The following is a 21,573-nucleotide window of genomic DNA, read 5'->3' as shown; positions in this document are numbered from 1 at the left end:
CTAGGTTTGGCGGGATGACTCTCTCCCTCCACCCCGACACCCCGCAGGCCAGGACGTTGCCGCACGCGTCCGCGGATGGCGTCGTGCTAGATGCAGCGGGGCGGGGGATCAGGCTCCGGCTGTTCACCAAATATGTCGGGCTGTTCGTGGCCGTCGTCGCCATCGCGCTGCTGGCCAACGGCCTGTTCGAGGTCTTCTTTTACTATCGCGAGCACAAGGCTTCGCTGATCCGGGTCCAGCACGAGCAGGCCGAGGCAGCGGCGGCCAAGATCGGCCAGTTCATCAAGGAGATCGAAAACCAGCTCGGCTGGACCACGCAGCTGCCGTGGTCGGCGGGCTCGATCGAGGAGCGCCGGTTCGATGCGCTGCGCCTGCTGCGCCAGGTGCCCGCGATCACCGAACTCGCCCAGGTCGATGCGACCGGCCGGGAGCGCTTGCGGGTGTCCCGGCTCGCGATGGACGCGATCGACAGCGGGATCGACCTGTCGGACGATCCAAAATTCACCGAGGCGGTCGCGCACAAGGTGTTTTACGGACCGGTCTACTTCCGCAGGGAATCCGAGCCCTACATGACGCTGGCGCAGGCCGGAGCGCGCAAGGACGCCGGGGTCAGCATCGCCGAGGTGAACCTCAAGCTGATCTGGGACGTCGTGTCCCAGATCAAGGTCGGCAAGCACGGGCACGCCTATGTGGTCGGCCCGGAGGGGCGGCTGATCGCGCATCCCGATATCAGCCTGGTCCTGCGCAACACCGACATGTCTCATCTGGCGCAGGTTCGCGCTGCGCTGACGGGCGGCGGCACGCTGCCCGACGCGCTTCCCGAAGCGCGCAACATCCAGGGGCAGAAGGTGCTGACCGCGTCGGCTCCGATCGCGCCGCTGCATTGGACCATGTTCGTCGAGCTGCCGGTCGAGGAGGCCTATGCGGCGCTCTATGCCGCGCTGGAACGGCTTGCGCTCGTGCTGCTGGCGGCCTCGGTCTTCGCCGTGCTCGCCGGGATATTCCTGGCGCGCCGCATGGTCGGCCCGATCCAGGCGCTGCGCAGCGGCGCCGAGCGGATCGGCGGCGGCGATTTCGCCCAGCGCATCTCGATCAAGACCGGCGACGAGCTCGAGGAGCTTGCGGACCAGTTCAACCACATGGGCGGGCGGCTGCAGGAATCCTACGCCGACCTCGAGAACAAGGTCGAGCAGCGGACCGCGGAGCTGCGGCAATCGCTGAACGATCTGCGCGCCGCGCAGGATCGCCTGGTCCAGACCGAGAAGCTCGCCTCCCTCGGCCAGCTCACGGCGGGCATCGCCCATGAGATCAAGAACCCTCTCAACTTCGTCAACAATTTCTCCTCGGTGTCGACGGAACTGATCGACGAGCTCAACGAGACGCTGGAGACGGCTGCGCTCGACGGCAAGACGAGGGAGGAGGTCGACGAGCTGACCGGCATGCTCAAGGGCAACCTGGAAAAGGTGGTGCAGCACGGCAAGCGCGCCGATTCCATCGTCAGGAACATGCTGCTGCATTCGCGCGAGGGCTCCGGCGAGCATCGCCCCAGCGATATCAACGCGGTCGTGGAGGAGAGCCTCAATCTGGCCTATCACGGCGCGCGTGCCGAAAGGCCCGCCTTCAACGTCACGCTCGAACGCGACTTTGACCCCGCCGCCGGCATGGCCGACATCTATGCGCAGGAGATCACCCGCGTCGTCCTCAATCTGGTCTCCAATGGCTTCTATGCGACCGCGAGGCGCAAGGAGACTGGCGAAAAGGCTTTCGAACCCACCTTGCGCGCGTCGACAAAGAACCTCGGCAACGCTGTCGAGATCCGGATCCGCGACAACGGCACCGGCATTCCGCCCGAGGTGAAGGAGAAGATGTTCAATCCCTTCTTCACCACCAAGCCGGCCGGCGAGGGCACCGGCCTCGGCCTGTCCATGAGCCACGATATCGTCGTGAAGCAGCACGGCGGCACGATCGACGTGAACACCGCGCCCGGTGCATTCACCGAGTTCATCATAACCCTGCCGCGCGTGATGGCGGCAGGCGGCACTTCCGGAGGCAAGACGTGAACGTTTATATCCTGGTCGTCGACGACGAGCCCGATGTCGAGGCGCTGTTCCGGCAGCAGTTTCGCCGCGACCTGCGCGCCGGCCGTTTCCAGATGGAATTCGCGCCCTCCGCGCCCGATGCGCTGAAGCTCGCCGCCGAGGTGCGCGACCCCTCGTTGATCCTGATCCTGTCGGACATCAACATGCCCGGGATGAGCGGGCTCGACATGCTGCCGAAGGTGCGCGCCGAGTATCCGGACGTTCCGGTCATCATGATCACGGCCTATGGCGATGCCGAGACGCATCGCAAGGCGATGGAGCGCGGCGCCACCGGGCTCCTGACCAAGCCGATCGACTTTTCGCTGCTGCGGCAGCAGATCGACACGAGGCTCGAGCAAGCCGCATGACTGCGACCATCCTCTTCGTCGACGACGAGCCGGATCTCGAGCCTCTGATCCTGCAGAAGTTTCGCAGGCAGATCCGCGACGGGCTGATCGACATCATGTTCGCGCGCGACGGCCTGGAGGCGCTGCAATCGCTCGAACAGAATCCGCATGTCGACATGGTGGTCTCGGACATCAACATGCCGCGCATGGATGGGCTGTCGCTGCTGCAGAAGCTGCAGGAGGCCGAGGACAAGAAGTCGACGATCATCGTTTCGGCCTATGGCGACATGAGCAACATCCGCACGGCGATGAACCGCGGCGCGTTCGACTTCCTGACCAAGCCGATCGACTTCGTGGATCTGGAAGCCACGATCCAGAAGACCATTCGCCACATCGAAATGCTGCGCGAGGTGCGGCGCCGCCAGATCGAGGCGGAGCGCGCCCATGCCGCGTTGTCGCGTCACTTTTCGCCCGAGCTTGCGAGGCGCCTGGCCGCTAGCGGCGAGGGTGAGGGCATCCAGGTGCAGTGGCGCGACGTCGCGACCATCTTCACCGATATCACCGGTTTCACGTCGCTGATCGAGAGCGCGCCGCCCGAGACGCTGGGCGAGCTTCTCAACGAATATGTCGGCGGGATGACCGAAGTCGTTTTCACGCATGAAGGGACGGTCGCCAAGATCATCGGCGACGCGATCCAGGTGCTGTTCAATGCGCCCGGCGATCAACCGGACTATGCGACGCGCGCGGTCGCCTGCGCCCATGATCTCGACGCCTGGGCGCAGGATTTTTGCGCACGCCAGAAGGCCAGAGGCGTGAACTTCGGCGCCACCCGCATCGGTGTCCACGCAGGTCCCGCGCTGGTCGGAAATTTCGGCGGCAACCGCTTCTTCGACTACACCGCCTATGGCGATTCCATCAACATCGCGGCGCGGCTGGAAGCCGCCAACAAGCCGCTGAGCACGCGCATCTGCGTCAGCGCCAGCGTGGCCAAGGCGGCGGAGAATTTTCAGGGCCGTCCCGTGGGTGAGCTGATGCTGCGCGGACGCAGCGAGCCGCTGCGGGCATTCGAGCCGCTGCTCCCGGAAAAGTTCAAAGCGCCGGAGACGGCGCTCTATTCCGAGGCTTTCGCCAAGATGGAAACCGGCGATGCCGCGGCGATGCCGGCCTTCGCCGCACTGGTCGGCCAGCACGCCGACGATTCCCTCGCGGGTTTTCACCTGAAGCGCCTGCTCAACGGCGCCAAGGGCATTCGCATGCAACTGGAATAGGGGTTTCGACATGGTCAGTCACTTCGCCGCCGGCAATTACCGCTTCATTCCATCCGTGTTTCAGTATTCGGCCGGCGCCGCTGCCGACGACGGTTTTGAGATCGAGCGCGTCCGGTTCGATCGCCTGGTGCCGCTCGCCGAAGGATTTGCGCTGGCCGCGAAATACATCCAGGCAGCGGGGCGTCCGCTGGCGGCGTTCTGTGCCTGCGAGCTGCGCTCACCGGCGGCCTTCAGCGAGGAAGGCTTTCGCGCGTTCAACCTGCATTATGTGAAGACGCTGTCCGAATGGGGTATTTTCGACGGCACCACCAATCCGGTGGCGCGCAGCAATGTCTGTCCCGAGATCGATCCGCCGTCCGAGCCGTCGTTCTATGCGTTCTCGTTCACGCGCCCGACGACGTCGAAAGCGCCGTCCTTCGTGATCGCCGGCGGCGCCGAGGCGCGCGAGGGGAGCGGCACCTATGTCGAGCGCACTGTGCGCTACCGCGATCTCAGCCCGGAGGGCTTGCGCGAGAAGGTGCGCTTCACCACGACGTCGCAGATGGAGAACCGGATGACGGCGTTCGGCTTCGGCTGGAAGGACACGACCGGTGTGCAGGCCTATTCCGTGCACGACTTCCACCATGCGCTGGTCGACGAGCTGGTCCGCCGCGGCGCGCTGCGCTCCGGCCTGACCTGGCACTTTGCCCGGCCGCCCGTGGTCGATCTCGAATACGAGATGGATTGCCGCCGCGTGCTGCGGGAGACGGTGATTTAACTCCTCATCCTGAGGAGCGGCCGCCAGGCCGCGTCTCGAAGGATGGCCGCGGGCGACAGCCGGGCCTTCATGGTTCGAGACGCGCGCCAAGGGCCCGCTCCTCACCATGAGGAACTTCTAGCGCTGGCGCGGGTCGAGCGCGTCGCGCAGGCCGTCACCGAGGAGGTTCAGCGAGAGCACCACGAGGAAGATGGCGAGCCCCGGCCAGATCGCCATCCACGGCGCCTGGGTCAGGAAGCGCTGCGCTGCGTTGAGCATGCTGCCCCAGGACGGCGCCGGCGGTTGCTGGCCGAGGCCGAGGAACGACAGCGCCGCTTCAGCGATGATGGCGGCGGCGATGGACAGCGTTGCCTGCACCAGCAGCGCCGGCAGGATGTTCGGCAAAATGTGCGAGAACGCGATCCGCCAGTCGGGGTTGCCGAGTGCGCGGGCGGCCTCGACATAGTCCTCGGCCTTGACGCTCAGCACTTGCCCGCGGGTCAGGCGGATGAAGATCGGCGTTGCGGAGATGCCGATCGCGATCATGGCGTTGCCGAGGCTCGGGCCGAGGAACGCAGCGAGCGCAATCGCGAGGATCAGGAACGGGCAGGCCAGCATCGCATCGGTGATCCGGCTGATCAGCGCGTCGACAAATCCGCCGCGATAGCCGGCGAGCAGGCCGAGGGGAACGCCGACGCCGAGCGCGATTGCGACCGAGATCAGGCCGGCGAGCAGGGAGGCGCGTGCGCCGTAAATCACGCGGCTCAGGATGTCGCGGCCGAGATCGTCGGTGCCGAACCAGTGTGCCGCGGTGGGCGGTTTGCGCACCAGGCTCCAGCTCGTCGCGATGGGATCGTAGGGCACGACCAGCGGTGCAAGGGCTGCGAGCAGGATGAAGGCCGTGATCACGATGAGCCCGAACACCGCGGCCTTGCGCTTGAACAGGCGCCGGCGGGCACGGCGGGCCGGGCTGTCGAGCTCGTAGGCTTGCGTGGCGGGGCTGGCGGGCAGCGCTGCGTCGGTCATCGCCTAGCCCCTCAGCCGCGGATTGACGAGGACATAGGCGACGTCGGCCACGAGGTTCAGCGTGATGTAGACCGTCGCCGTTACCAGCACCACGCCCTGCACGACCGCGTAGTCGCGGTTGAACACGGCGTCTACGATCAGCTTGCCGAAGCCGGGAATGGAGAAGATCTGCTCTGTCAGCACCGCGCCCGAGAGCAGCGTGCCGAGCTCGAGCGCGCCGAGCGTGATGATCGGCGTCAGCGCGTTGCGCATGGCGTGCTTGAGAATGACCGAGCGCTCGGACAGGCCCTTCGCGCGCGCGGTGCGGACATAATCGCTTTCCAGCACCTGGAGCATCGCGCTGCGGGTATGTCGCATCAGGATCGCGGAGATCGCATTGCCGAGCACGAAGGCCGGCATGATGGTGGCGGCAAGGCTCGCGCGCCAGTTCTCGGTGAGCGGCACATAGCCGGAAGCCGGCAGCCAGCCGAGCTCGATCGAGAACAGGAAGATCAGCAAAATCCCGAGCCAGAAGTTCGGCGTCGAGATGCCCCAGAGCGCGAACAGATTGGCGCCATAGTCCCAGGCCGTGCCCTTCTTCACCGCGGAGACGATGCCGGCGGGGATGCCGATGAAGAACGCGATCAGGATTGCCATCGAGCCGAGCTGAAGCGTCACCGGCAGCTTCTGCGCGATCAGCTCGCGCACCGGCATCTTGTTGCGCAGCGACTCGCCGAAATTGCCCGACAGCACGCCCTTGATCCAATAGGCATATTGCACGGGGATCGGCTGATCGAGCTTGTATAGTTTGCGGATCTGCTCGATTGCGGCGGGGTCCCGTTCCTCGCCGGCCATCACCAATGCGGGATCGCCCGGCAGCAATTGCTGCAGCGAGAAGATCAGCAGCGACACGAAGAACAGTGTCGGCACGATCTGCGCGATCCGGCGGGCGAGGAAGTTCAGCATGGTTCGGATCGCGTCCCCGGCGCCGCCACGGTCACTTGAACTTCAGCCCGACCACGCGCACGAGGCCGTCGGGCATCTGCCGGTAGCCCTCGAGCTTCTTGGTGTGCGCGATCAGGAGCGTGCGGTGATAGATGTAGATGATGGGCAGATCGTCGAGCAGGATCTTGGTCAGCTTCTCGTAGATCGCCTTGCGCTCCTCGACATTGGACGTCATGCGTCCGTCTTCCATCAGCTTGTCGGCCTCGGGGTTCGAGTAGACGCCGTCGTTCTGCGGCGCCTTGCTGCGCATGAAGATGTAGGAATTGCCGTCGGGATCGATGCGGCCGCTCCAGTTGATCTGGAAGATCTGGAACTCGCCGGCCTGGGCCTGCTTGAAGGTGGTCGCGAATTCGACGGAGCGGATCTTGATGTCGAAGCCGGCTTCCGCGGCCATCGACTGGACGACCTGGGCGACGGCTTCGTTCTCCGCGCCCTTGGGGATCATGTAGTCGACGGTCACGGGCGTGGTGACGCCGGCTTCCTTCAGCAGCGCCTTGGCCTTGGCGATATCACGGCCGCGGACCGGGAAGGCCTTCTGGTAGTAGGGATGCTTCGGGCTGACCCACTGATTGCCGGGCGTGAACTCGCCGTTGAAGACGACCTGGTTGAGGGCCTCGCGATCGATCGACAGGTCGAGCGCCTGGCGCACCTTCGCCGACTGGCTCAGCGGTCCCTTGTTCTTGTCGTTGCCGACATTGACGGTCAGCCCGAGATAGCCGAGCTCCGGCGCCGTGGACAGCACGAGGCGGGAATCGGCGCGGACGTCCTTGATGTCGGTGGCGAGCACGCGCTCGATCAGGTCGAGCCCGCCGGACTTGAGGTTGGCGAGGCGCACGGTGGCATCGACGATCGGCAGGAACACGACGCGGTCGATATGGATGTTGTCCTTGTTCCAGTAGTCGGCGAACTTCTCGAACACCATGCGGTCCTGCTGGACGCGCTCGACGAATTTGTAGGGGCCGGCGCAGACCGGATGCAGGCCGAACTTGTCGCCGGCTTCCTTCGCCGCCTTCGGCGACACCATCATGCCGGAGCGGTCGGTGAGCTGGGCGATCAGCGGCGAGTAGGGGGTCTTGAGCACCAGCTTGATGGTGAGGGGATCGACCACCTCGACATGGTCGACGCTGGCAAGCTCGGATTTGCGGAATGAGGTCGGCAGCGTCATGTGACGCTCGAGCGAGAATTTTGCGGCTTCCGCGTCCAGCGGCTCGCCGTCGTGGAATTTGACGCCCGGCCGCAGCTTGATCGTCATCTCCTTGCCGTCGGCCGAGGTCTCGTGGGACAGTGCGAGCTGCGGCACGATGTTGAGCTTCTCGTCGATGTCGAACAGCTTGTCGCAGAAGGCGGAGAACACGATGCGGCCGACATAGGTGCGGCCGATGCTGGGATCGAGGATGTCAGGGTCCTCGGCGATGCCGATGCGCAGGGTGGTCTGGGCCTGAACTTGGGTTTGGGCTGTGCCCGCGAGCGACGTCAGCAGGGCCGACGCCAGGATCGCCAAACGCATGAAACTCATCGCTCTCAACCTCTGTTGTGCGGCTACGCGGGATCGGTCCCCAAGGAACCAACTAAGGAATTAACCCCGCTGCCGCGCGCTGCTTCCGGGCCGCCGCTGAAGGCGGCGACCAATTTTTCAAGGACCGGCGAGAAACCGCCGTCGGACGGGACGATCGCCGCGGAGGACGGCAGTTCCGACGTTCGGTGGCAAGCCGTTGCATGTCCGATGCCATCCGGCACGAGCTGCGGCATTTCACTGCGGCAGCGCTCGATCACATAGGGGCAGCGGGTGTGGAAGCGGCATCCGGAGGGCGGATTGAGCGCGCTCGGGATCTCCCCCTGCAGCACAATGCGGCTGCGCTTTGCCCGCGGTTTAGGCACGGGGATCGCGGACAGCAGCGCGCGGCTATAGGGATGGCGTGGCGCGGCGAACAGCTCGTCGGCCTCCGCCGTCTCGACGATCTGGCCGAGATTCATCACGGCGACATGGTCGGCGATGTGCTTGACCACGGCGAGGTCGTGCGAGACGAAGATATAGGCGAGGCCCAGCCGGTCCTGCAGTTCGCGCAGCAGATTGAGGATCTGCGAGCGGATCGAGACGTCGAGCGCCGAGACCGGCTCGTCGCAGATGATCAGCTTCGGCTCGACCGCGAGCGCGCGGGCAATGGCGATGCGCTGGCGCTGGCCGCCGGAGAATTCGTGCGGATAGCGCCGCTCCAGCCGCGGCTCCAGTCCGACCAGCCGCAGGATTTCCGCAACCCGCTCGCGCCGCTGCGCGGGCGGGACGAGATCGTGCAGCGCCAGCGGCTCGGTCAGGATCTGGCCGACCGTCATGCGCGGATTGAGCGAGGCGTAGGGATCCTGGAAGATGATCTGCGCCTCGCGGCGGAATTTGCGCAGCGCGTCGGCATCGAGCGAGAGCAGATCGCGGCCGTCGAAGCGTATCGTGCCCGCATCCGGCTCGATCAGTCGCAGGATCAGGCGGCTGACGGTGGATTTGCCGCAGCCGGATTCGCCGACCAGCGCCAGCGTCTTGCCGGCTTCGAGCGAGAAGGAAACACCATCGACCGCCTTGACATGCGCCAACGCCCGGCCGAACAGCGAGCGCTCGGCAACGAAATGCTTGACCAGGCCTTCGACCTCGAGGAGCGCGGTCATCGTTCGCACTCCCCGCGACATCCGGTCTCGTGTCCCGGGCGCGGCGCAACGCGCCTGGCGATGCGAAGCATCGTCCAGTGTGTTGCGACGCTGAACCGGGACCCAGACTGCCGCTGCATGGGCCCCGGTTCAGCAGCGCACCACTGCGCTGCGCTTGTGCTGCGCTGCGCCCGGGGCAAGAGGGAAGAAAGCAGCGCCATCACGACACCAAAAGTTCGAGCGGCGCGCGGATGCAGCGCGAGAGGTGGCCGGGGCTGACTTCGACCAGCGGCGGCGGCGCCTTGGTGCAGGCGTCCAGCACGAACGGGCAGCGCGCGGCGAAGCGGCAGCCGGCGGGCGGCTGCGCCATGTTCGGCACCATGCCTTCGATGGTCGCGAGCTGCTCGGCACGATGGTCGAGCCGCGGGATCGAGCCGAGCAGGCCGACGGTGTAGGGGTGCTGCGGCGCTGAGAACAGTTCGTCGACCGGCGCGCGCTCGACGATCTCGCCGGCATACATCACCGCGACCTCGTCGCAGACTTCGGCGACCACGCCGAGGTCGTGGGTGATCAGGATGATCGCGGCGCCGCTCGCCGCCTTCAATTCCCGCATCAGCTCCAGAATCTGCGCCTGCAGGGTGACGTCGAGTGCGGTGGTCGGCTCGTCCGCGATCAGCAGCCGCGGATCGCAGGCCAGCGCCATCGCGATCATGACGCGCTGGCGCATGCCGCCGGAGAGCTTGTGCGGATATTCGTCGATGCGTCGTTCGGGCGAGGGGATGTGGACGCGACGCAGGAGTTCGATCGCCCGCTCGCGCGCGCTGCGGCGGGAGCCGCCGCGATGACGCAAAATGGTCTCGATGATCTGGTCGCCGATGGTGAAGCTCGGATTGAGCGAGGTCATCGGCTCCTGGAAGATCATCGCGAGCCGGTTGCCGCGCAGGTCCCGCAGGGTCTGGTCGGGCGTCTGCAGCAGGTCGAAGCCGTCGAAGCGGATCGCGCCGGATATTTCCGCGCTCTGCTTCGGCAGGAGGCCCATGATGGCCAGCGAGGTCACGCTCTTGCCGCAGCCGGACTCGCCGACGAGGCCGAGCGTGGCGCCATTGGCGACGCTGAGATCGACGCTGTCGACCGCGTGGGTGATGCGGCCGTCGTCGCCGTGGAAGCGGATGCGCAGGTCCTTGATCTCGATGAGAGGACTCGCGCTCATGCCTGTCTTGCCCGTGCCGCGGCGATGGTGGCCTCGATGACGCTGCGATCGGTATTGCCGGCCGGGTTCTGCCGCGTCGGCATGGAGGGGCGGAAGTGAACCCAGAGTTCCTGGCTGACGCGCTCGAGCCGTTCGAGCTCGCCGAGCGGGTCGGGATGATCGTCGGCACGGATGTCCAGCGCCGGCCATTCTTCCTCGCCGTGGATCAGCAGCGCGGCGGATTGCTTGCCACGCTTGTCGCCGCCGGCGGCTTCGCCCGCGCGCATCGCCGCGAGCAGGCGGCGCGGAAAGGGCAGGCTGTCGTTGGCGATGTAGGTCTTTGCGGTCTCGTCGAGCACGTCGGCGCCTGCGAGCATGTTGCCGGCGATCGAAAAGCCGCTGCCGGCGATGTGGCCGCACCAGTCGATGCAGTCGCGCCCGGTATGCGCGGCGATCTCGCCGCTGGCGTCCATGATGTGGATCTGCCGGCTCTCGCGGCCGTCGTCGGTCGCGAGCAGGGTGGCGAGAACATCGTGGGAGTTCAGGCCCTCGCGCAGCAGCTTGACGCCGTCGATGCCGTAATAGGGATTGACGAAGGCCTGGGTTGCGATGGCGCCGAGGCCGGCCGCGATATAGGGCACGCGCGCGCCGACGGCGAAGAAACGGGTCGCAACCGCGATGCCGAACTGGCCGGTGGCTGGGTCTCGCGCGATGATCGACCAGGTCATGTGCTGCCTTCAGCGTCCTACGGCGTAGCCCTGCATGCCGCGCGGATTGGCGGCCGCGCGCCGGCGCACGCCGACCCGCGAGGCCGCGGTGAGGCGGCCTTCGGACCAGTCGGGCCCGACTTCGACGATGTGTCCGCGTTCGCGCAGATTCTCGATCGTCGCCTTCGGCACGCGGTTCTCGACCACGAGCACGCCCGGCCGAGCAGTGCGCGGCCAGAACGAGATCGGGAAATGCTCGGAGTGCCAGGCCGGCGCGTCGATGGCTTCCTGGAGATTGAGATTGCAATGGACGTGGCGCAGGAAGAACTGCGTGATCCACTGGTCCTGCTGATCGCCGCCGGGCGAGCCCCAGGCGAGATACGGCTCGCCGTCGCGCAGCGCCATGGTCGGCGACAGCGTGGTACGCGGCCGCTTGCCCGGCGCGAGTGCTCCGGGGTGGTCTTCCTCCAGCCAGAACATCTGGGCGCGGCTGCCGAGGCAGAAGCCGAGCTCCGGAATGATCGGCGAGGATTGCAGCCAGCCGCCCGACGGCGTCGAGGACACCATGTTGCCGGCCTTGTCGATGATGTCGAAATGCACGGTGTCGCCACGCACTTCACCGAAGCGTCCCACTGTCGGCTCGCCAGCGCCGAGCGCGCCGACCGCCTCCCGCTGTCCTTCCGCGCGGCGCAGCTTGACCACGCCGCCAAAGCCTTCGATCGAGCCGGGTATGAAGTCGAGCGACGCCTTCTCCGAGATCAGCTTGCGACGCTCGTCATTATAGGCATCCGACAGCAGCGTCCCGATCGGGATCTCGCTGAATTTCGGATCGCCGTAGAACTTCTCGCGGTCGGCGAAGGCGAGCTTTGCGCATTCTATCTGGAGATGGATGAACTCCGGCCCGGTCGGGTCGAGCCCGTCGAGCGCAAAGCCCTTCAACAGCGCGAGTTGCTGCAGCGTCACCGGACCCTGGCTCCAGACGCCCGCCTTGCAGACGGTGTAGCGGCCGTAGTCGTAGGTGAGCGGCGCCTCGACCGTCGGCTGCCAGCGCGCCATGTCATCGGCCGCGAGCACGCCGCGATGCGGCGAGCCGCTGACATCCATGACCTCTTGCGTCCGGCAGAACTTGTCGATGGCTTCGGCAACGAAGCCCTGCGACCAGGATTTCCGCGCACGCTCGATCTCGGCGTCGCGGCCTCCGCCGCCGCTCTCGGCCTCGTTCAGGATCCGGGTGTAGGTCGCCGCCAGCGTCTTGTTGGTGAACATCGTGCCGGGCTTGGGCACTTCGCCGTTCGGAAGATAGACCGCGGCCGAGGTCGGCCAGTGCTTGCGGAACAATTGCTCGACGGTCTGGATCGTGGCGCAGGCGCGCTCGACCAGCGGGTAGCCGTCGCGTGCATAGGAGATCGCGGGCTCCAGCACGTCGCGCACGCGCATCGTGCCGTAGTCGCGCAGCAGCATCATCCACGATTCGAAAGTGCCGGGAACACAGGCTGCGAGCAGGCCGGTGCCGGGCACCATGTCGAGGCCTTCGCTCTTGTAATGCGCGATGGTGGCGCGCGCCGGGGCCGGGCCCTGGCCGCAGATCACCTCGGTGCGGCCGCGCTTGACGTCGTGGACGATGATCGGCACGTCGCCGCCGGGGCCGTTCAGATGCGGCTCGACCACCTGGAGCGTGAAGGCGGTGGCGACACCGGCATCGAAGGCGTTGCCGCCCTTTTCCAGAATGGCCATGCCGACGGCGGTCGCGATCCAGTGCGTGGTGGCGACGACACCGAACGTGCCCTCGATTTCGGGGCGCGTGGTGAAGGGATCGGGATTGACGTTACTGGCCATGGACTACCTCATTTGCGGCGCGCAATTGATCACAGCCGATGCTGGGATGCCAAATGCGCAGGCCGCATGGCACGCGCGCGTCACGCTGGGACCGGCGCGGTGTTCACCGCGTGGCAGGCAACCCCGTCGATCAGTTCCGGGGTCTCCTTGCGGCAGAGATCGAACGCCAGCGGGCAGCGCGGGTTGAAGGCGCAGCCGGGGGGCGGATTGATCGGGTTTGGGATCTCGCCCTTCACCGGAATGCGCTGGCGGCCGCTCATGGCGAGGTCAGGCACGGCACCCAGCAGCATCTTGGTGTAGGGCATGCGCGGGCGTGCAAACAGCTCGCGCCCCTCCGCGATCTCGACGATACGGCCGAGATACATCACACCGACGCGGCTCGCCATGTGACGGACCACGGCGAGGTTGTGGCTGATGAACATGTAGGTCAGGCCGAACTTGTCCTGGAGGTCCCGCATCAGGTTGAGGATCTGCGCCTGCACGGAGACGTCGAGCGCGGAGGTCGGCTCGTCGCAGACGATGAACTCGGCGTCGGAGGCGAGCGCCCGAGCGATCGCGATACGCTGGCGCTGGCCGCCGGAGAACTCGTGCGGGAATTTAAACCGGTCGTCGGGATGCAAGCCGACCAGGCTGAGCAGCTCGCCGACGCGGGCCTGGATGTCGCGCTCGCCCTGGATCAGGTCGAAGGCGCGGATCGGCTCGGAGATGATGGCATCGACGCGGAAGCGCGGGTTCAGGCTCGCATAGGGATCCTGGAAGATCATCTGGATGCGGCGGCGCAGCTTGCGCCGGGCGGGAGCCTGCCGCGGGTCGGTCATCGAGACGCCGTCGATCAGCACGTCGCCCGAGCTCGGCGGCAGCAGGCCCACTACCATCCGCGCTACGGTGGTCTTGCCCGAGCCGGACTCGCCGACCAGCGCAAAAGTCTCGCCCTTCTTGATGTCGAAGGTGACGTGATCGACAGCCTTGAGATATTCGAGCTGTCCGCCCTCCAGCACGCGGTTGAGCCAGGGTTTCGAGACGTCGAAGACGCGGCGCAGGTTTGTGGCCTGGACGAAGGGCGTGCTCATGCCGCGCTCTCCGTCGGCACGGTGTCGTAGAGATGGCAGGCGACAGACTGCGTGCCGCGCGACAGCGGCTCCGGCCGCTCGACCCGGCAGCGGTCGAAGGCGGACGCGCAGCGCGGATTGAACGAGCAGCCGCGCGGGATCGCCGACAGCCGCGGCATCGAGCCGGGAATCTGCACGAGGCGCTTGTCGTCGCCGGCAAGCGTCGGAATCGCACCCATCAGGCCCTTGGCGTAGGGGTGCAGCGGGTTCCTGACGACGTCTTGCACCGGGCCGATCTCGGCGACGCGGCCGGCATACATCACCGCGACGCGGTCGGAGGTCTCGGCGATCACGCCCATATCGTGAGTCACCAGCATCACGGCGGTGCCGTGGTCGCGCCCGAGTCGCTTGATCAGCGAGATGATCTGCGCCTGCACCGAGACGTCGAGCGCGGTGGTCGGCTCGTCCGCGATGATCAGCTCCGGCTCGGCGCAGATCGCGAGCGCAATGACGACGCGCTGGCGCATGCCGCCGGAGAATTCGTGTGGGTAGCCGTCGATGCGTTTTTCCGGTGCGGGAATGCCGACCTCGGCGAGCAGGTCGATGGCGCGGCGGCGCGCGGCCGTCTCGGACAGGTTCAGGTGGGTCCGGATCGTCTCCACGATCTGGTCGCCGACCTTGTACAGCGGATTGAGCGAGGTGAGGGGATCCTGGAAGATCATGCCGATGCGCTTGCCGCGGATGCGGCGCATCTCCTCCGGCGGCAGATTGTCGATGCGCAGGCCGGCAAGGCGAATCTCGCCGCCGGCGATACGCCCCGGCGGATCGATCAGGCCGATCACCGAGAGCCCGGTGACGGACTTGCCGGCGCCGGATTCGCCGACCACGCCCAGCACCTCGCCCTTGGCGATGTCGAAGGAGACGCCGTCGATGGCGCGCAGCGTGCCGCGGCGGGAGGCGAACTCGACCTGGAGGTTGCGGACGGAAAGAACGGGTTCGGTCATGGGCGACGCATACTCATCGAAGTTTCGGGTTGAGCGCGTCACGCAGCCAGTCGCCCAGCAGGTTGATGGACAGGATCAGCGCGGCAAGTGCGATGCCGGGGAATGCGACGATCCACCATTCGCCAGCGAACAGATAACCGTTGCCGATGCGGATCAGCGTGCCGAGCGACGGCATGGTCTCGGGCATGCCCGAGCCGAGGAACGACAGGGTTGCCTCGGTGATGATGGCGAGCGCGAGGTTGATGGTGGCGATTACGAGGATCGGCCCCGTGGTGTTCGGCAGCACGTGGCGCAGCATGATCACGGGGGCGGGCAGGCCGATCAACTGCGCGGCTGCGACATAATCCTTGTTCTTCTCGACCAGGACCGAGCCGCGCACCGTGCGCGCATACTGGACCCAGAAACTCAGGCCGATCGCGAAGACCAGGACCGCCAGCATGCTCATCTCGTCGAGCTTGTTGCCGAAGACCGATTTGGCGATGCCGTTGACCAGCAGCGCGATCAGGATGGCCGGGAAGGAAAGCTGCACGTCGGCGATGCGCATGATCAGGCCGTCGACGGCGCCGCCGAAATAGCCGGCCGTCAGCCCGAGCAGGATGCCGAGCGCGCCGGAGAGGACCACGCCGAGCACGCCGACCAGAAGCGAGATGCGCAGCCCGTAGAGAATCGCGGACAGCACGTCGCGGCCCTGCTCGTCGGTACCAAGCAGGAACGGACTCTGGCCGTCGGCGGTCCAGAGCGGCGAGATGCGCGAATTCATCAGCTGGAGCTGCGCCGGATCGAACGGATTTTGCACCGACAGCACCGAGGCAAAGATCGCGACCAGGAAGAACAGCAGCGTCACACCCGCCGCGATCATGGTGACCTTGGAGCGGCGGAACGAGTAGAACAGGTCGCTGTCGAGCGCGCGCCTGAACCAGCCGGGTGCGGTGGCGGCGCGCTTCTCGGCACTGTGCGGAACGACGGCCTCGCTCATCTCAATGCGCCCGGCTGACCGTCGATCGCAGTCGCGGATCGACGATGGTGTAGAGGATATCAACCACGAGATTGATGGTGACGAAGATCAGGGAGACCATCATCAGGTAGGCCGCCATGATCGGGATATCGACGTTCTGAACGGCCTGCACGAACAGGAGCCCCATGCCCGGCCACTGAAACACGGTCTCGGTGATGATCGCGAAAGCAATGACCGAGCCAAATTGCAGGCCGGCGACGGTGATCACAGGAACCAGCGTGTTGCGCAGCGCGTGACCGAAATGGATGGCGCGCGTGGTCAGGCCGCGTGCACGCGCGAAGCGGATGTAGTCGGTGCGCATGACCTCGAGCATTTCGGCGCGGACCAGCCGCATGATCAAGGTCATCTGGAACAGGCCGAGCGTGATCGCAGGCATGATCAGCGCCTTTAGGCCGGACAACGTCAGAAGGCCCGTCGTCCACCAGCCGATATGCACGACGTCGCCGCGGCCGAACGAGGGCAGCCAGCCGAGCGTCACCGAGAACAGGTAGATCATGAGAACGCCGATCAGGAAGGTCGGCAGCGAGATGCCGATCAGCGAGACGGCCTGGAAGACATGTGCGAGCCAGCTGTCGCGGCGAAGCGCCGAATAGACCCCCATCAGGATGCCGCTGACCATTGCGAAGATGGTGGCGCAGATCGCGAGTTCCAGCGTCGCGGGCATCCGCTCCATCAGCAGGTTGGTGACCGGCAAGCGGAACTGGTAGGACACGCCGAACTTGAACTGGGCAGCATTGCCGATATAGCGGCCGAACTGCACGATCACGGGATCGTCGAGGCCGAGGGACTTGCGGATCGCGGCGCGCTCGGAGCCCGACGTATCCATCCCGACCATCTGGTTCACGGGATCGCCGGCAAAGCGGAACATCGAGAACGAAATGATCCCGACGGCGATCATGACGCCGATGGCCTGGATGGCCCGGCGCAGTGTGAAAGCGAGCATCTGTTCCTTTCACATCTCTTCAGCAGCACGCATCATCGCGTTAACCCGAAACAGCAAGTCCCGGAAGCCAGATCTTGAAAGCGATGGCTTCCGGGACTCCACAACTTGTCGACACCTACTCGTCCTGTTTGGTCGCCCAGTAGAGCAGCACCTGGTTGTCCGCGCGCTGGGTCAGTTTCACCTTTTTCGAAACGCCCCAGGCGAGCGCCTGCTGGTGCAGCGGGACATAGGCCCAGTCCTTCATCGAGACCTCGAAAGCCTGCTTGATCAGGAGATCGCGCTTGGCCGCATCGGACTCGAGGAGAACCTTGTCGGCGAGCTCGTCGAACTGCTTGTTGCAATAGCCTGCGAGATTGGCTTCGCCGCGGTTGGGATCCTTGGGATCGTCCCGGCAGCCCATGATGTCGTGGAGCACGTTCTGGGAGTCGAGCGTATCCGGGGTCCAGCCCAGCATGAACAGCGAGGTCTTGTAGCCGCCGGGCTTCAGCACCTTGGCGAAGTACAGGGCCTTGGGCTGCGCCAGCAGCTCCACCTTGATGCCGATACGGGCGAGCATACCGACGATTGCCTGGCAGATCGCTGCGTCATTGACGTAGCGGTCGTTCGGGCAGTCCATCGTCACCTCGAAACCGTCCGCATAGCCGGCGTCCACCAGAAGTTTCTTGGCGGCGTCGGGATCGAACTTCGGCCGGGTGAAGTCCTTTGCCGAAAAGATCTCTGGTGCGACCATCAATGCGGATGGCGTGGAGAGCCCGCGCATGACGCGATTCTTGATCAGGTCGACGTCGATTGCCCGGTAGACGGCTTCGCGGACGCGGATGTCCTTGAACGGGTTCTTGCCCTTGATGTTGGAGTACAGGAGCTCGTCGCGCGCCTGATCCATACCGACGAAGATGGTGCGGAGCTCAGGTCCCGTCAGCACGGTGGCGTTGGGACTCGCTTTGACGCGCTCGATGTCCTGGATCGGAACCGGCTCGATCACATCGACCTCGCCCGACAGCAGTGCGGCGACACGCGTGGCCGGGTTTGCGATCGGTGTGAAGACGATCTCCTTCAGATTATGTTCCGGCTTGCGCCACCAGTTCGGATTAGCCTTGAAGACGGTCTTCACGCCCGGCTGATGGCTCTCGATCGTGAAGGGGCCGGTGCCGTTTTCATGGAGCGAGGCGTAGCTCGGGGTCGTGGCGGCAGCCGGTGTCGGTGCCACCGCATCGTTCGCCTCTGCCCATTTCTTGTCCATGATGTACCAGGTCGCCCACAGCGCCGTCAGGATGGGATTGGGCGAGGACAGGACGAAATCGACGGTGTAATCGTCGATCTTGACCACCTTGGCGTCGGCTGGAACGCGGCTCTGGAAATTCGAACCTTTCGCCCGCACGCGCTCGGCTGAGAACACCACGTCATCGGCGGTGAAGGGGTCGCCATTGTGGAATTTCACGCCCTTGCGCAGGTGAAAGCGCCAGCGCGTCGGCTCCGGCGTCTCCCAGCTCTCGGCGAGCCCCGGGATGATTTTCAGGTCTTTGTCGCGGGCGACCAGGCCCTCATAGACGTGGCCGAGATGCGCGCTGGTGGTCGATTCGTTCAGCGTGTAGGGGTCGAGCGATTTCAGCTCACCCTGGTTCGCGTAGCGCAGCGTCTGGCTCGACGCCGGCGAGACCGCCAACGCAAGCGCACCGGCGAGCGTCGCCGCAAACAGACTTCGTCCGACTGACATTCTTGACCCTCTCCACTCGCCCGCGCCGTCGTTTTTGATTGTTCGGCGGGGCTGATCGATCCATGTTGCCCAGAGTTCTCGACCCGTGCAAGCGCCATTCCAGCAAGGAACGCGCCAAGTTGCACCGCTGTGCAGCAATGCTGACCGGCAATTTGAGGGCGAAGGTCCGCGGCCGATATTCGACTTTCGACCGGTGAAATCCCCGGGGCCACGGCTGCGACGGCCCGTGCGGGCGTCATGCGAAGCGCTTTTGTGACGAAAGCGATTTGATTGACTATACCTGCCGATTGCGGAAGCCGGCGCCGGTCACCCGCCTCAGGTCGCTTGCGTTGCACACCGGGTCGCGGCGATACTCCGACAGGCCGCTCGAATCTCATCCGGAGGGGACATGAAAGTTAATATCGAAATCGACTGCACCCCCCTTGAAGCCCGCCAGTTCTTCGGTCTGCCCGACGTGGCGCCGATGCAGACGGCGGTGATGGACAAGCTGCAGCAGCAGATCCTGAGCAACATCGAGAAGGTTTCGCCGGAATCGCTGCTCCAGAGCTGGTTCACCTTCGATCCCAAGATCGCCGAGCGGTTTCAGGACATGTTCGTCACCATGGCCGGTCTCGGCAGCCCGCGCAGTAGCGACAAGAAGAAATAATGGCGCCCGGGCCGGACGGGCCGCGGGATACGCGCCGGCTTCGTCCGCCGAGCCTCGGCCTGCTGCTGGCCGAAGCCCGCGGCCTGTTCGAATTCAACGCCAGCCTGATGCTGTCGCCGCTCCTGATGCGCGCGCCGAGGGGCGACGGCCATCCGGTGCTGGCGCTGCCGGGCTTTCTCGCCAGCGATCTCTCGATGGTGCCGATGCGACGCTATCTCAGCGAGCTCGGCTATGAGGCGCAGGCCTGGCGGATGGGCCGTAATCTCGGCGGTTTCGGGCGGATGCGGGAGGCCTTGCGCGCGCGCCTTGCCGAGATCCATGCCGCGAGCGGGCGCAAGGTCAGCCTGGTCGGTTGGAGTCTTGGCGGTGTCTATGCGCGCGACCTTGCGCTGCAGGCGCCGGACATGGTCCGTTATGTCGTCACGCTCGGCAGTCCGTTTGCCAATGACGTGCGGGCGACCAATGCCACACGGCTTTACGAAGCGCTGTCCGGCGAGCGGGTCGAGGATCTCTCGGAGCTGCGCGAGGCGATTGCCGGCGATCTGCCGGTTCCGGCGACGTCGATCTATTCGCGCGCCGACGGTGTCGTGAACTGGCGGACCTGTCTGCTCCGTCCCTCCGACCGCGCCGAGAACATCGAGGTGCATCTGGCGAGCCATATCGGGCTCGGCGTTAACCCTGCCGCGCTGTGGGCGGTGGCGGACCGCCTCGCCCAGCCGGAAGGGGAGTTCTGGCCGTTCGACCGGGCAGGGCCGTTTGCCATTGCATATGCCCCGCCGGAACAGGCAGTATCGGCCTGACGAGAAGCGCCGCCAAGGTGCCCGTCAAATCCTCGGGAGGGAACTATGGCTGACGGTAAGAAGCTGTCGTCGCTGGACGCATCGTTTTTGTATCTGGAAACGCCGGAAATGCCGATGCATGTCGGCAGCATGGCCATCTTTCGCCTGCCCGACGACTACAAGGGCGACTTCTTCGAAGACTTCAAGGCGATGATCGTCTCGCGCCTGCACATCGCGCCTATCCTTAAAGCGCGGCTGGAGAAGGCGCCGCTCGATATCGATCATCCCTCCTGGGTCGAGGACGACCAGTTCGACATCGACCGTCACATCTTCCGCGCCAGCCTGCCGCAGCCGCGCGACCGCGCCACGCTCGAACGCATCGTCGGCTGGATGCACGCCAAGCTGTTGAACCGCGCGCGCCCGCTCTGGGAGTTCTATGTCTTCGAAGGCATGAAGGACAACGAAGTCGGGCTCTATTCCAAGATGCACCATGCCGCGATCGACGGCGGCGCCGGTGCTGCGCTGACCAACATGATCTACGACATCTCGCCGATCCCGCGGCAGGTCGATCCGCCGTCCGGCGGGTCGAAGCCCGGCCAGGAGCCGCGCGACATCGCGGCGAACCTGCTGGATTCCTATCAGCAGCTGTTCAGCCAGCCGCTCGATGCATCGGCGGCGGCGAAGAACCTGCAACTGCCGCGCACCGGCAAGAGCGACATCGGCTCGATCCTGTTCGACAACGCGATGTACCAGATCGAAAGCGCGGTGCGCTTCGCCGGCAATATCCCGACCATGGTCAAGAGCGTCTCCGAGGTGCTGGGCAAGGTCTCCGATCCGAAGTCGCGCGAGAGCCTCGCCAGCATGGTGTCGCCGCCGACCATGCTCAACAAGACGATCTCGTCGGAACGCAGCTTTGCCGGCGTGTCGATCTCGCTGTCGCGCTCCAAGGCGCTGGCGAAGCTCGCCGGCGGCAAGCTCAACGACGTCGTGCTGGCGCTCGCCTCCGGCGTGGTCCGGCGCTACCTCCAGCAATACGGCACGCTGCCGGCGAAATCGCTGACCGCGGCGGTGCCGATCTCGCTCCGCGAGGAGGGCAACACCGAGGCCAACAACCAGGTGTTCGGCATGATCTGCGCGATCGCGACCAATATCGACGATCCCAAGGCGCGGCTGGAAGCGATTATCGCACAATCGACCAAGTCCAAGGAGATGTCGCATCCGCTGCGCGCCTTGATGCCCCAGGTCTCCAACATCTCGATGCTGGGCGCGCCGATCATGGTGCAGATCCTGGCGCTGCTCTACAGCCGCTCCAATTTGTCGGACGTGCTGCCGCCGGCGGCGAACATCACGGTGTCCAACGTGCCGGGGCCGCGGCAGACGCTTTATGCGGCGGGCGCCGAGCTGCTGCACATCTTCCCGGTGTCGATCTCGACGCACGGGCAGGCGCTCAACATCACCGTGCAGAGCTATCGCGACCAGCTCGATTTCGGCTTCATCGTCGGCGCCAACATCATCCCGCATGTGCAGGTGATGTGCGACATGCTGCCGGGGGAGTTCGCTGCACTCGAGGCGGCCTACGCGCCGCCGGCAGCGGACATCAAGGGCGCGGCGGAATAGG

19 protein-coding genes are annotated in these 21,573 nt (G+C 65.6%); 7 read left to right on the top strand and 12 right to left on the bottom strand.

Annotated features, from left to right (window positions below; all coding sequences use genetic code 11):
* Positions 1-14 precede the first annotated feature (14 nt).
* Genes VGR99_RS04125 through cnbZ form a run of 4 tightly spaced genes read left to right on the top strand, consistent with a single transcriptional unit; the run spans position 15 to position 4,450 of the window.
* Positions 15-2,060, top strand: a complete 2,046-nt coding sequence (locus VGR99_RS04125; RefSeq protein WP_326897026.1) for a sensor histidine kinase — start codon at positions 15-17, stop codon at positions 2,058-2,060.
* Entirely contained in the window at positions 2,057-2,446 is a 390-nt protein-coding gene (locus VGR99_RS04120; RefSeq protein ID WP_326897025.1) for a response regulator, read from the top strand. The genes VGR99_RS04125 and VGR99_RS04120 overlap by 4 nt, the downstream gene beginning before the upstream one ends.
* On the top strand, positions 2,443-3,693 hold the full coding sequence (locus VGR99_RS04115; RefSeq protein ID WP_326897024.1) for an adenylate/guanylate cyclase domain-containing protein: 1,251 nt from the start codon (positions 2,443-2,445) through the stop codon (positions 3,691-3,693). Before VGR99_RS04120 ends, VGR99_RS04115 begins: the two co-directional genes overlap by 4 nt.
* Before the next feature lie 10 nt (positions 3,694-3,703).
* Positions 3,704-4,450 carry a 2-amino-5-chloromuconate deaminase CnbZ gene (gene cnbZ / locus VGR99_RS04110; RefSeq protein ID WP_326897023.1) on the top strand — a complete coding sequence of 249 codons (747 nt, stop codon included), beginning with the start codon at positions 3,704-3,706 and terminating at the stop codon, positions 4,448-4,450.
* Positions 4,451-4,567: 117 nt separating this feature from the next.
* On the opposite strand, the gene VGR99_RS04105 is transcribed toward cnbZ, so the two are convergent.
* The 12 genes from VGR99_RS04105 to VGR99_RS04050 form a co-directional block, all read right to left on the bottom strand.
* A complete protein-coding gene (locus VGR99_RS04105; RefSeq protein WP_326897022.1) occupies positions 4,568-5,455 on the bottom strand; it encodes an ABC transporter permease in 888 nt (295 codons plus the stop codon).
* Between the two features lie 3 nt (positions 5,456-5,458).
* The gene (locus VGR99_RS04100; protein WP_326897021.1) at positions 5,459-6,400 is read right to left on the bottom strand and encodes an ABC transporter permease; all 942 of its coding nucleotides are present in this window, start codon (positions 6,398-6,400) and stop codon (positions 5,459-5,461) included.
* Between the two features lie 31 nt (positions 6,401-6,431).
* Positions 6,432-7,955, bottom strand: a complete 1,524-nt coding sequence (locus VGR99_RS04095) for an ABC transporter substrate-binding protein (protein ID WP_326897020.1) — start codon at positions 7,953-7,955, stop codon at positions 6,432-6,434.
* A 23-nt stretch (positions 7,956-7,978) separates the two neighbouring features.
* The gene (locus VGR99_RS04090; RefSeq protein WP_326897019.1) at positions 7,979-9,094 is read right to left on the bottom strand and encodes a dipeptide ABC transporter ATP-binding protein; all 1,116 of its coding nucleotides are present in this window, start codon (positions 9,092-9,094) and stop codon (positions 7,979-7,981) included.
* Between the two features lie 199 nt (positions 9,095-9,293).
* A complete protein-coding gene (locus VGR99_RS04085) occupies positions 9,294-10,283 on the bottom strand; it encodes an ABC transporter ATP-binding protein (protein WP_326897018.1) in 990 nt (329 codons plus the stop codon).
* Positions 10,280-10,990 (bottom strand): DUF1028 domain-containing protein, encoded by a 711-nt coding sequence (locus VGR99_RS04080; protein WP_326897017.1) that lies wholly within the window; start codon positions 10,988-10,990, stop codon positions 10,280-10,282. The genes VGR99_RS04085 and VGR99_RS04080 overlap by 4 nt, the downstream gene beginning before the upstream one ends.
* Positions 10,991-10,999: 9 nt before the next feature.
* On the bottom strand, positions 11,000-12,805 hold the full coding sequence (locus VGR99_RS04075; protein WP_326897016.1) for a gamma-glutamyltransferase family protein: 1,806 nt from the start codon (positions 12,803-12,805) through the stop codon (positions 11,000-11,002).
* 80 nt (positions 12,806-12,885) lie between these two features.
* Positions 12,886-13,875 (bottom strand): oligopeptide/dipeptide ABC transporter ATP-binding protein, encoded by a 990-nt coding sequence (locus tag VGR99_RS04070; RefSeq protein ID WP_326897015.1) that lies wholly within the window; start codon positions 13,873-13,875, stop codon positions 12,886-12,888.
* Positions 13,872-14,858, bottom strand: coding sequence for an ABC transporter ATP-binding protein (locus VGR99_RS04065; RefSeq protein ID WP_326897014.1), 987 nt, complete (start codon positions 14,856-14,858; stop codon positions 13,872-13,874). Before VGR99_RS04065 ends, VGR99_RS04070 begins: the two co-directional genes overlap by 4 nt.
* Before the next feature lie 13 nt (positions 14,859-14,871).
* A complete protein-coding gene (locus tag VGR99_RS04060) occupies positions 14,872-15,834 on the bottom strand; it encodes an ABC transporter permease (protein ID WP_326897013.1) in 963 nt (320 codons plus the stop codon).
* A gap of 1 nt (position 15,835) precedes the next feature.
* A complete protein-coding gene (locus VGR99_RS04055) occupies positions 15,836-16,816 on the bottom strand; it encodes an ABC transporter permease (RefSeq protein ID WP_326897012.1) in 981 nt (326 codons plus the stop codon).
* A gap of 115 nt (positions 16,817-16,931) precedes the next feature.
* The gene (locus VGR99_RS04050) at positions 16,932-18,530 is read right to left on the bottom strand and encodes an ABC transporter substrate-binding protein (RefSeq protein ID WP_326897011.1); all 1,599 of its coding nucleotides are present in this window, start codon (positions 18,528-18,530) and stop codon (positions 16,932-16,934) included.
* A gap of 388 nt (positions 18,531-18,918) precedes the next feature.
* Here VGR99_RS04050 and VGR99_RS04045 point away from each other — a divergent pair, with 388 nt between their 5' ends.
* Genes VGR99_RS04045 through VGR99_RS04035 form a run of 3 tightly spaced genes read left to right on the top strand, consistent with a single transcriptional unit; the run spans position 18,919 to position 21,572 of the window.
* Positions 18,919-19,176 carry a DUF6489 family protein gene (locus VGR99_RS04045; protein ID WP_326897010.1) on the top strand — a complete coding sequence of 86 codons (258 nt, stop codon included), beginning with the start codon at positions 18,919-18,921 and terminating at the stop codon, positions 19,174-19,176.
* A complete protein-coding gene (locus tag VGR99_RS04040) occupies positions 19,176-19,976 on the top strand; it encodes an alpha/beta hydrolase (protein ID WP_326897009.1) in 801 nt (266 codons plus the stop codon). Before VGR99_RS04045 ends, VGR99_RS04040 begins: the two co-directional genes overlap by 1 nt.
* 45 nt (positions 19,977-20,021) lie before the next feature.
* The gene (locus VGR99_RS04035; RefSeq protein WP_326897008.1) at positions 20,022-21,572 is read left to right on the top strand and encodes a wax ester/triacylglycerol synthase family O-acyltransferase; all 1,551 of its coding nucleotides are present in this window, start codon (positions 20,022-20,024) and stop codon (positions 21,570-21,572) included.
* Position 21,573: the final 1 nt, after the last annotated feature.

Origin of the sequence: Bradyrhizobium sp. (assembly GCF_035935975.1) — a bacterium.
In the GTDB taxonomy this organism is placed as follows: Bacteria; Pseudomonadota; Alphaproteobacteria; order Rhizobiales; family Xanthobacteraceae; genus Bradyrhizobium.
The sequence above is the reverse complement of the archived record's forward strand: the minus strand, read 5'-3'. Positions and strand labels throughout refer to the sequence as shown.

Excerpts from the sequence above, each read along its gene's own strand:
- VGR99_RS04125 (WP_326897026.1), top strand. The coding sequence starts at position 15 with ATGACTCTCTCCCTCCACCCCGACACCCCGCAGGCCAGGACGTTGCCG.
- VGR99_RS04115 (WP_326897024.1), top strand. The coding sequence starts at position 2,443 with ATGACTGCGACCATCCTCTTCGTCGACGACGAGCCGGATCTCGAGCCT.
- cnbZ (WP_326897023.1), top strand. The coding sequence starts at position 3,704 with ATGGTCAGTCACTTCGCCGCCGGCAATTACCGCTTCATTCCATCCGTG.
- VGR99_RS04105 (WP_326897022.1), bottom strand. The coding sequence starts at position 5,455 with ATGACCGACGCAGCGCTGCCCGCCAGCCCCGCCACGCAAGCCTACGAG.
- VGR99_RS04100 (WP_326897021.1), bottom strand. The coding sequence starts at position 6,400 with ATGCTGAACTTCCTCGCCCGCCGGATCGCGCAGATCGTGCCGACACTG.
- VGR99_RS04095 (WP_326897020.1), bottom strand. The coding sequence starts at position 7,955 with ATGAGTTTCATGCGTTTGGCGATCCTGGCGTCGGCCCTGCTGACGTCG.
- VGR99_RS04090 (WP_326897019.1), bottom strand. The coding sequence starts at position 9,094 with ATGACCGCGCTCCTCGAGGTCGAAGGCCTGGTCAAGCATTTCGTTGCC.
- VGR99_RS04085 (WP_326897018.1), bottom strand. The coding sequence starts at position 10,283 with ATGAGCGCGAGTCCTCTCATCGAGATCAAGGACCTGCGCATCCGCTTC.
- VGR99_RS04080 (WP_326897017.1), bottom strand. The coding sequence starts at position 10,990 with ATGACCTGGTCGATCATCGCGCGAGACCCAGCCACCGGCCAGTTCGGC.
- VGR99_RS04075 (WP_326897016.1), bottom strand. The coding sequence starts at position 12,805 with ATGGCCAGTAACGTCAATCCCGATCCCTTCACCACGCGCCCCGAAATC.
- VGR99_RS04070 (WP_326897015.1), bottom strand. The coding sequence starts at position 13,875 with ATGAGCACGCCCTTCGTCCAGGCCACAAACCTGCGCCGCGTCTTCGAC.
- VGR99_RS04065 (WP_326897014.1), bottom strand. The coding sequence starts at position 14,858 with ATGACCGAACCCGTTCTTTCCGTCCGCAACCTCCAGGTCGAGTTCGCC.
- VGR99_RS04060 (WP_326897013.1), bottom strand. The coding sequence starts at position 15,834 with ATGAGCGAGGCCGTCGTTCCGCACAGTGCCGAGAAGCGCGCCGCCACC.
- VGR99_RS04055 (WP_326897012.1), bottom strand. The coding sequence starts at position 16,816 with ATGCTCGCTTTCACACTGCGCCGGGCCATCCAGGCCATCGGCGTCATG.
- VGR99_RS04050 (WP_326897011.1), bottom strand. The coding sequence starts at position 18,530 with ATGTCAGTCGGACGAAGTCTGTTTGCGGCGACGCTCGCCGGTGCGCTT.
- VGR99_RS04045 (WP_326897010.1), top strand. The coding sequence starts at position 18,919 with ATGAAAGTTAATATCGAAATCGACTGCACCCCCCTTGAAGCCCGCCAG.
- VGR99_RS04040 (WP_326897009.1), top strand. The coding sequence starts at position 19,176 with ATGGCGCCCGGGCCGGACGGGCCGCGGGATACGCGCCGGCTTCGTCCG.
- VGR99_RS04035 (WP_326897008.1), top strand. The coding sequence starts at position 20,022 with ATGGCTGACGGTAAGAAGCTGTCGTCGCTGGACGCATCGTTTTTGTAT.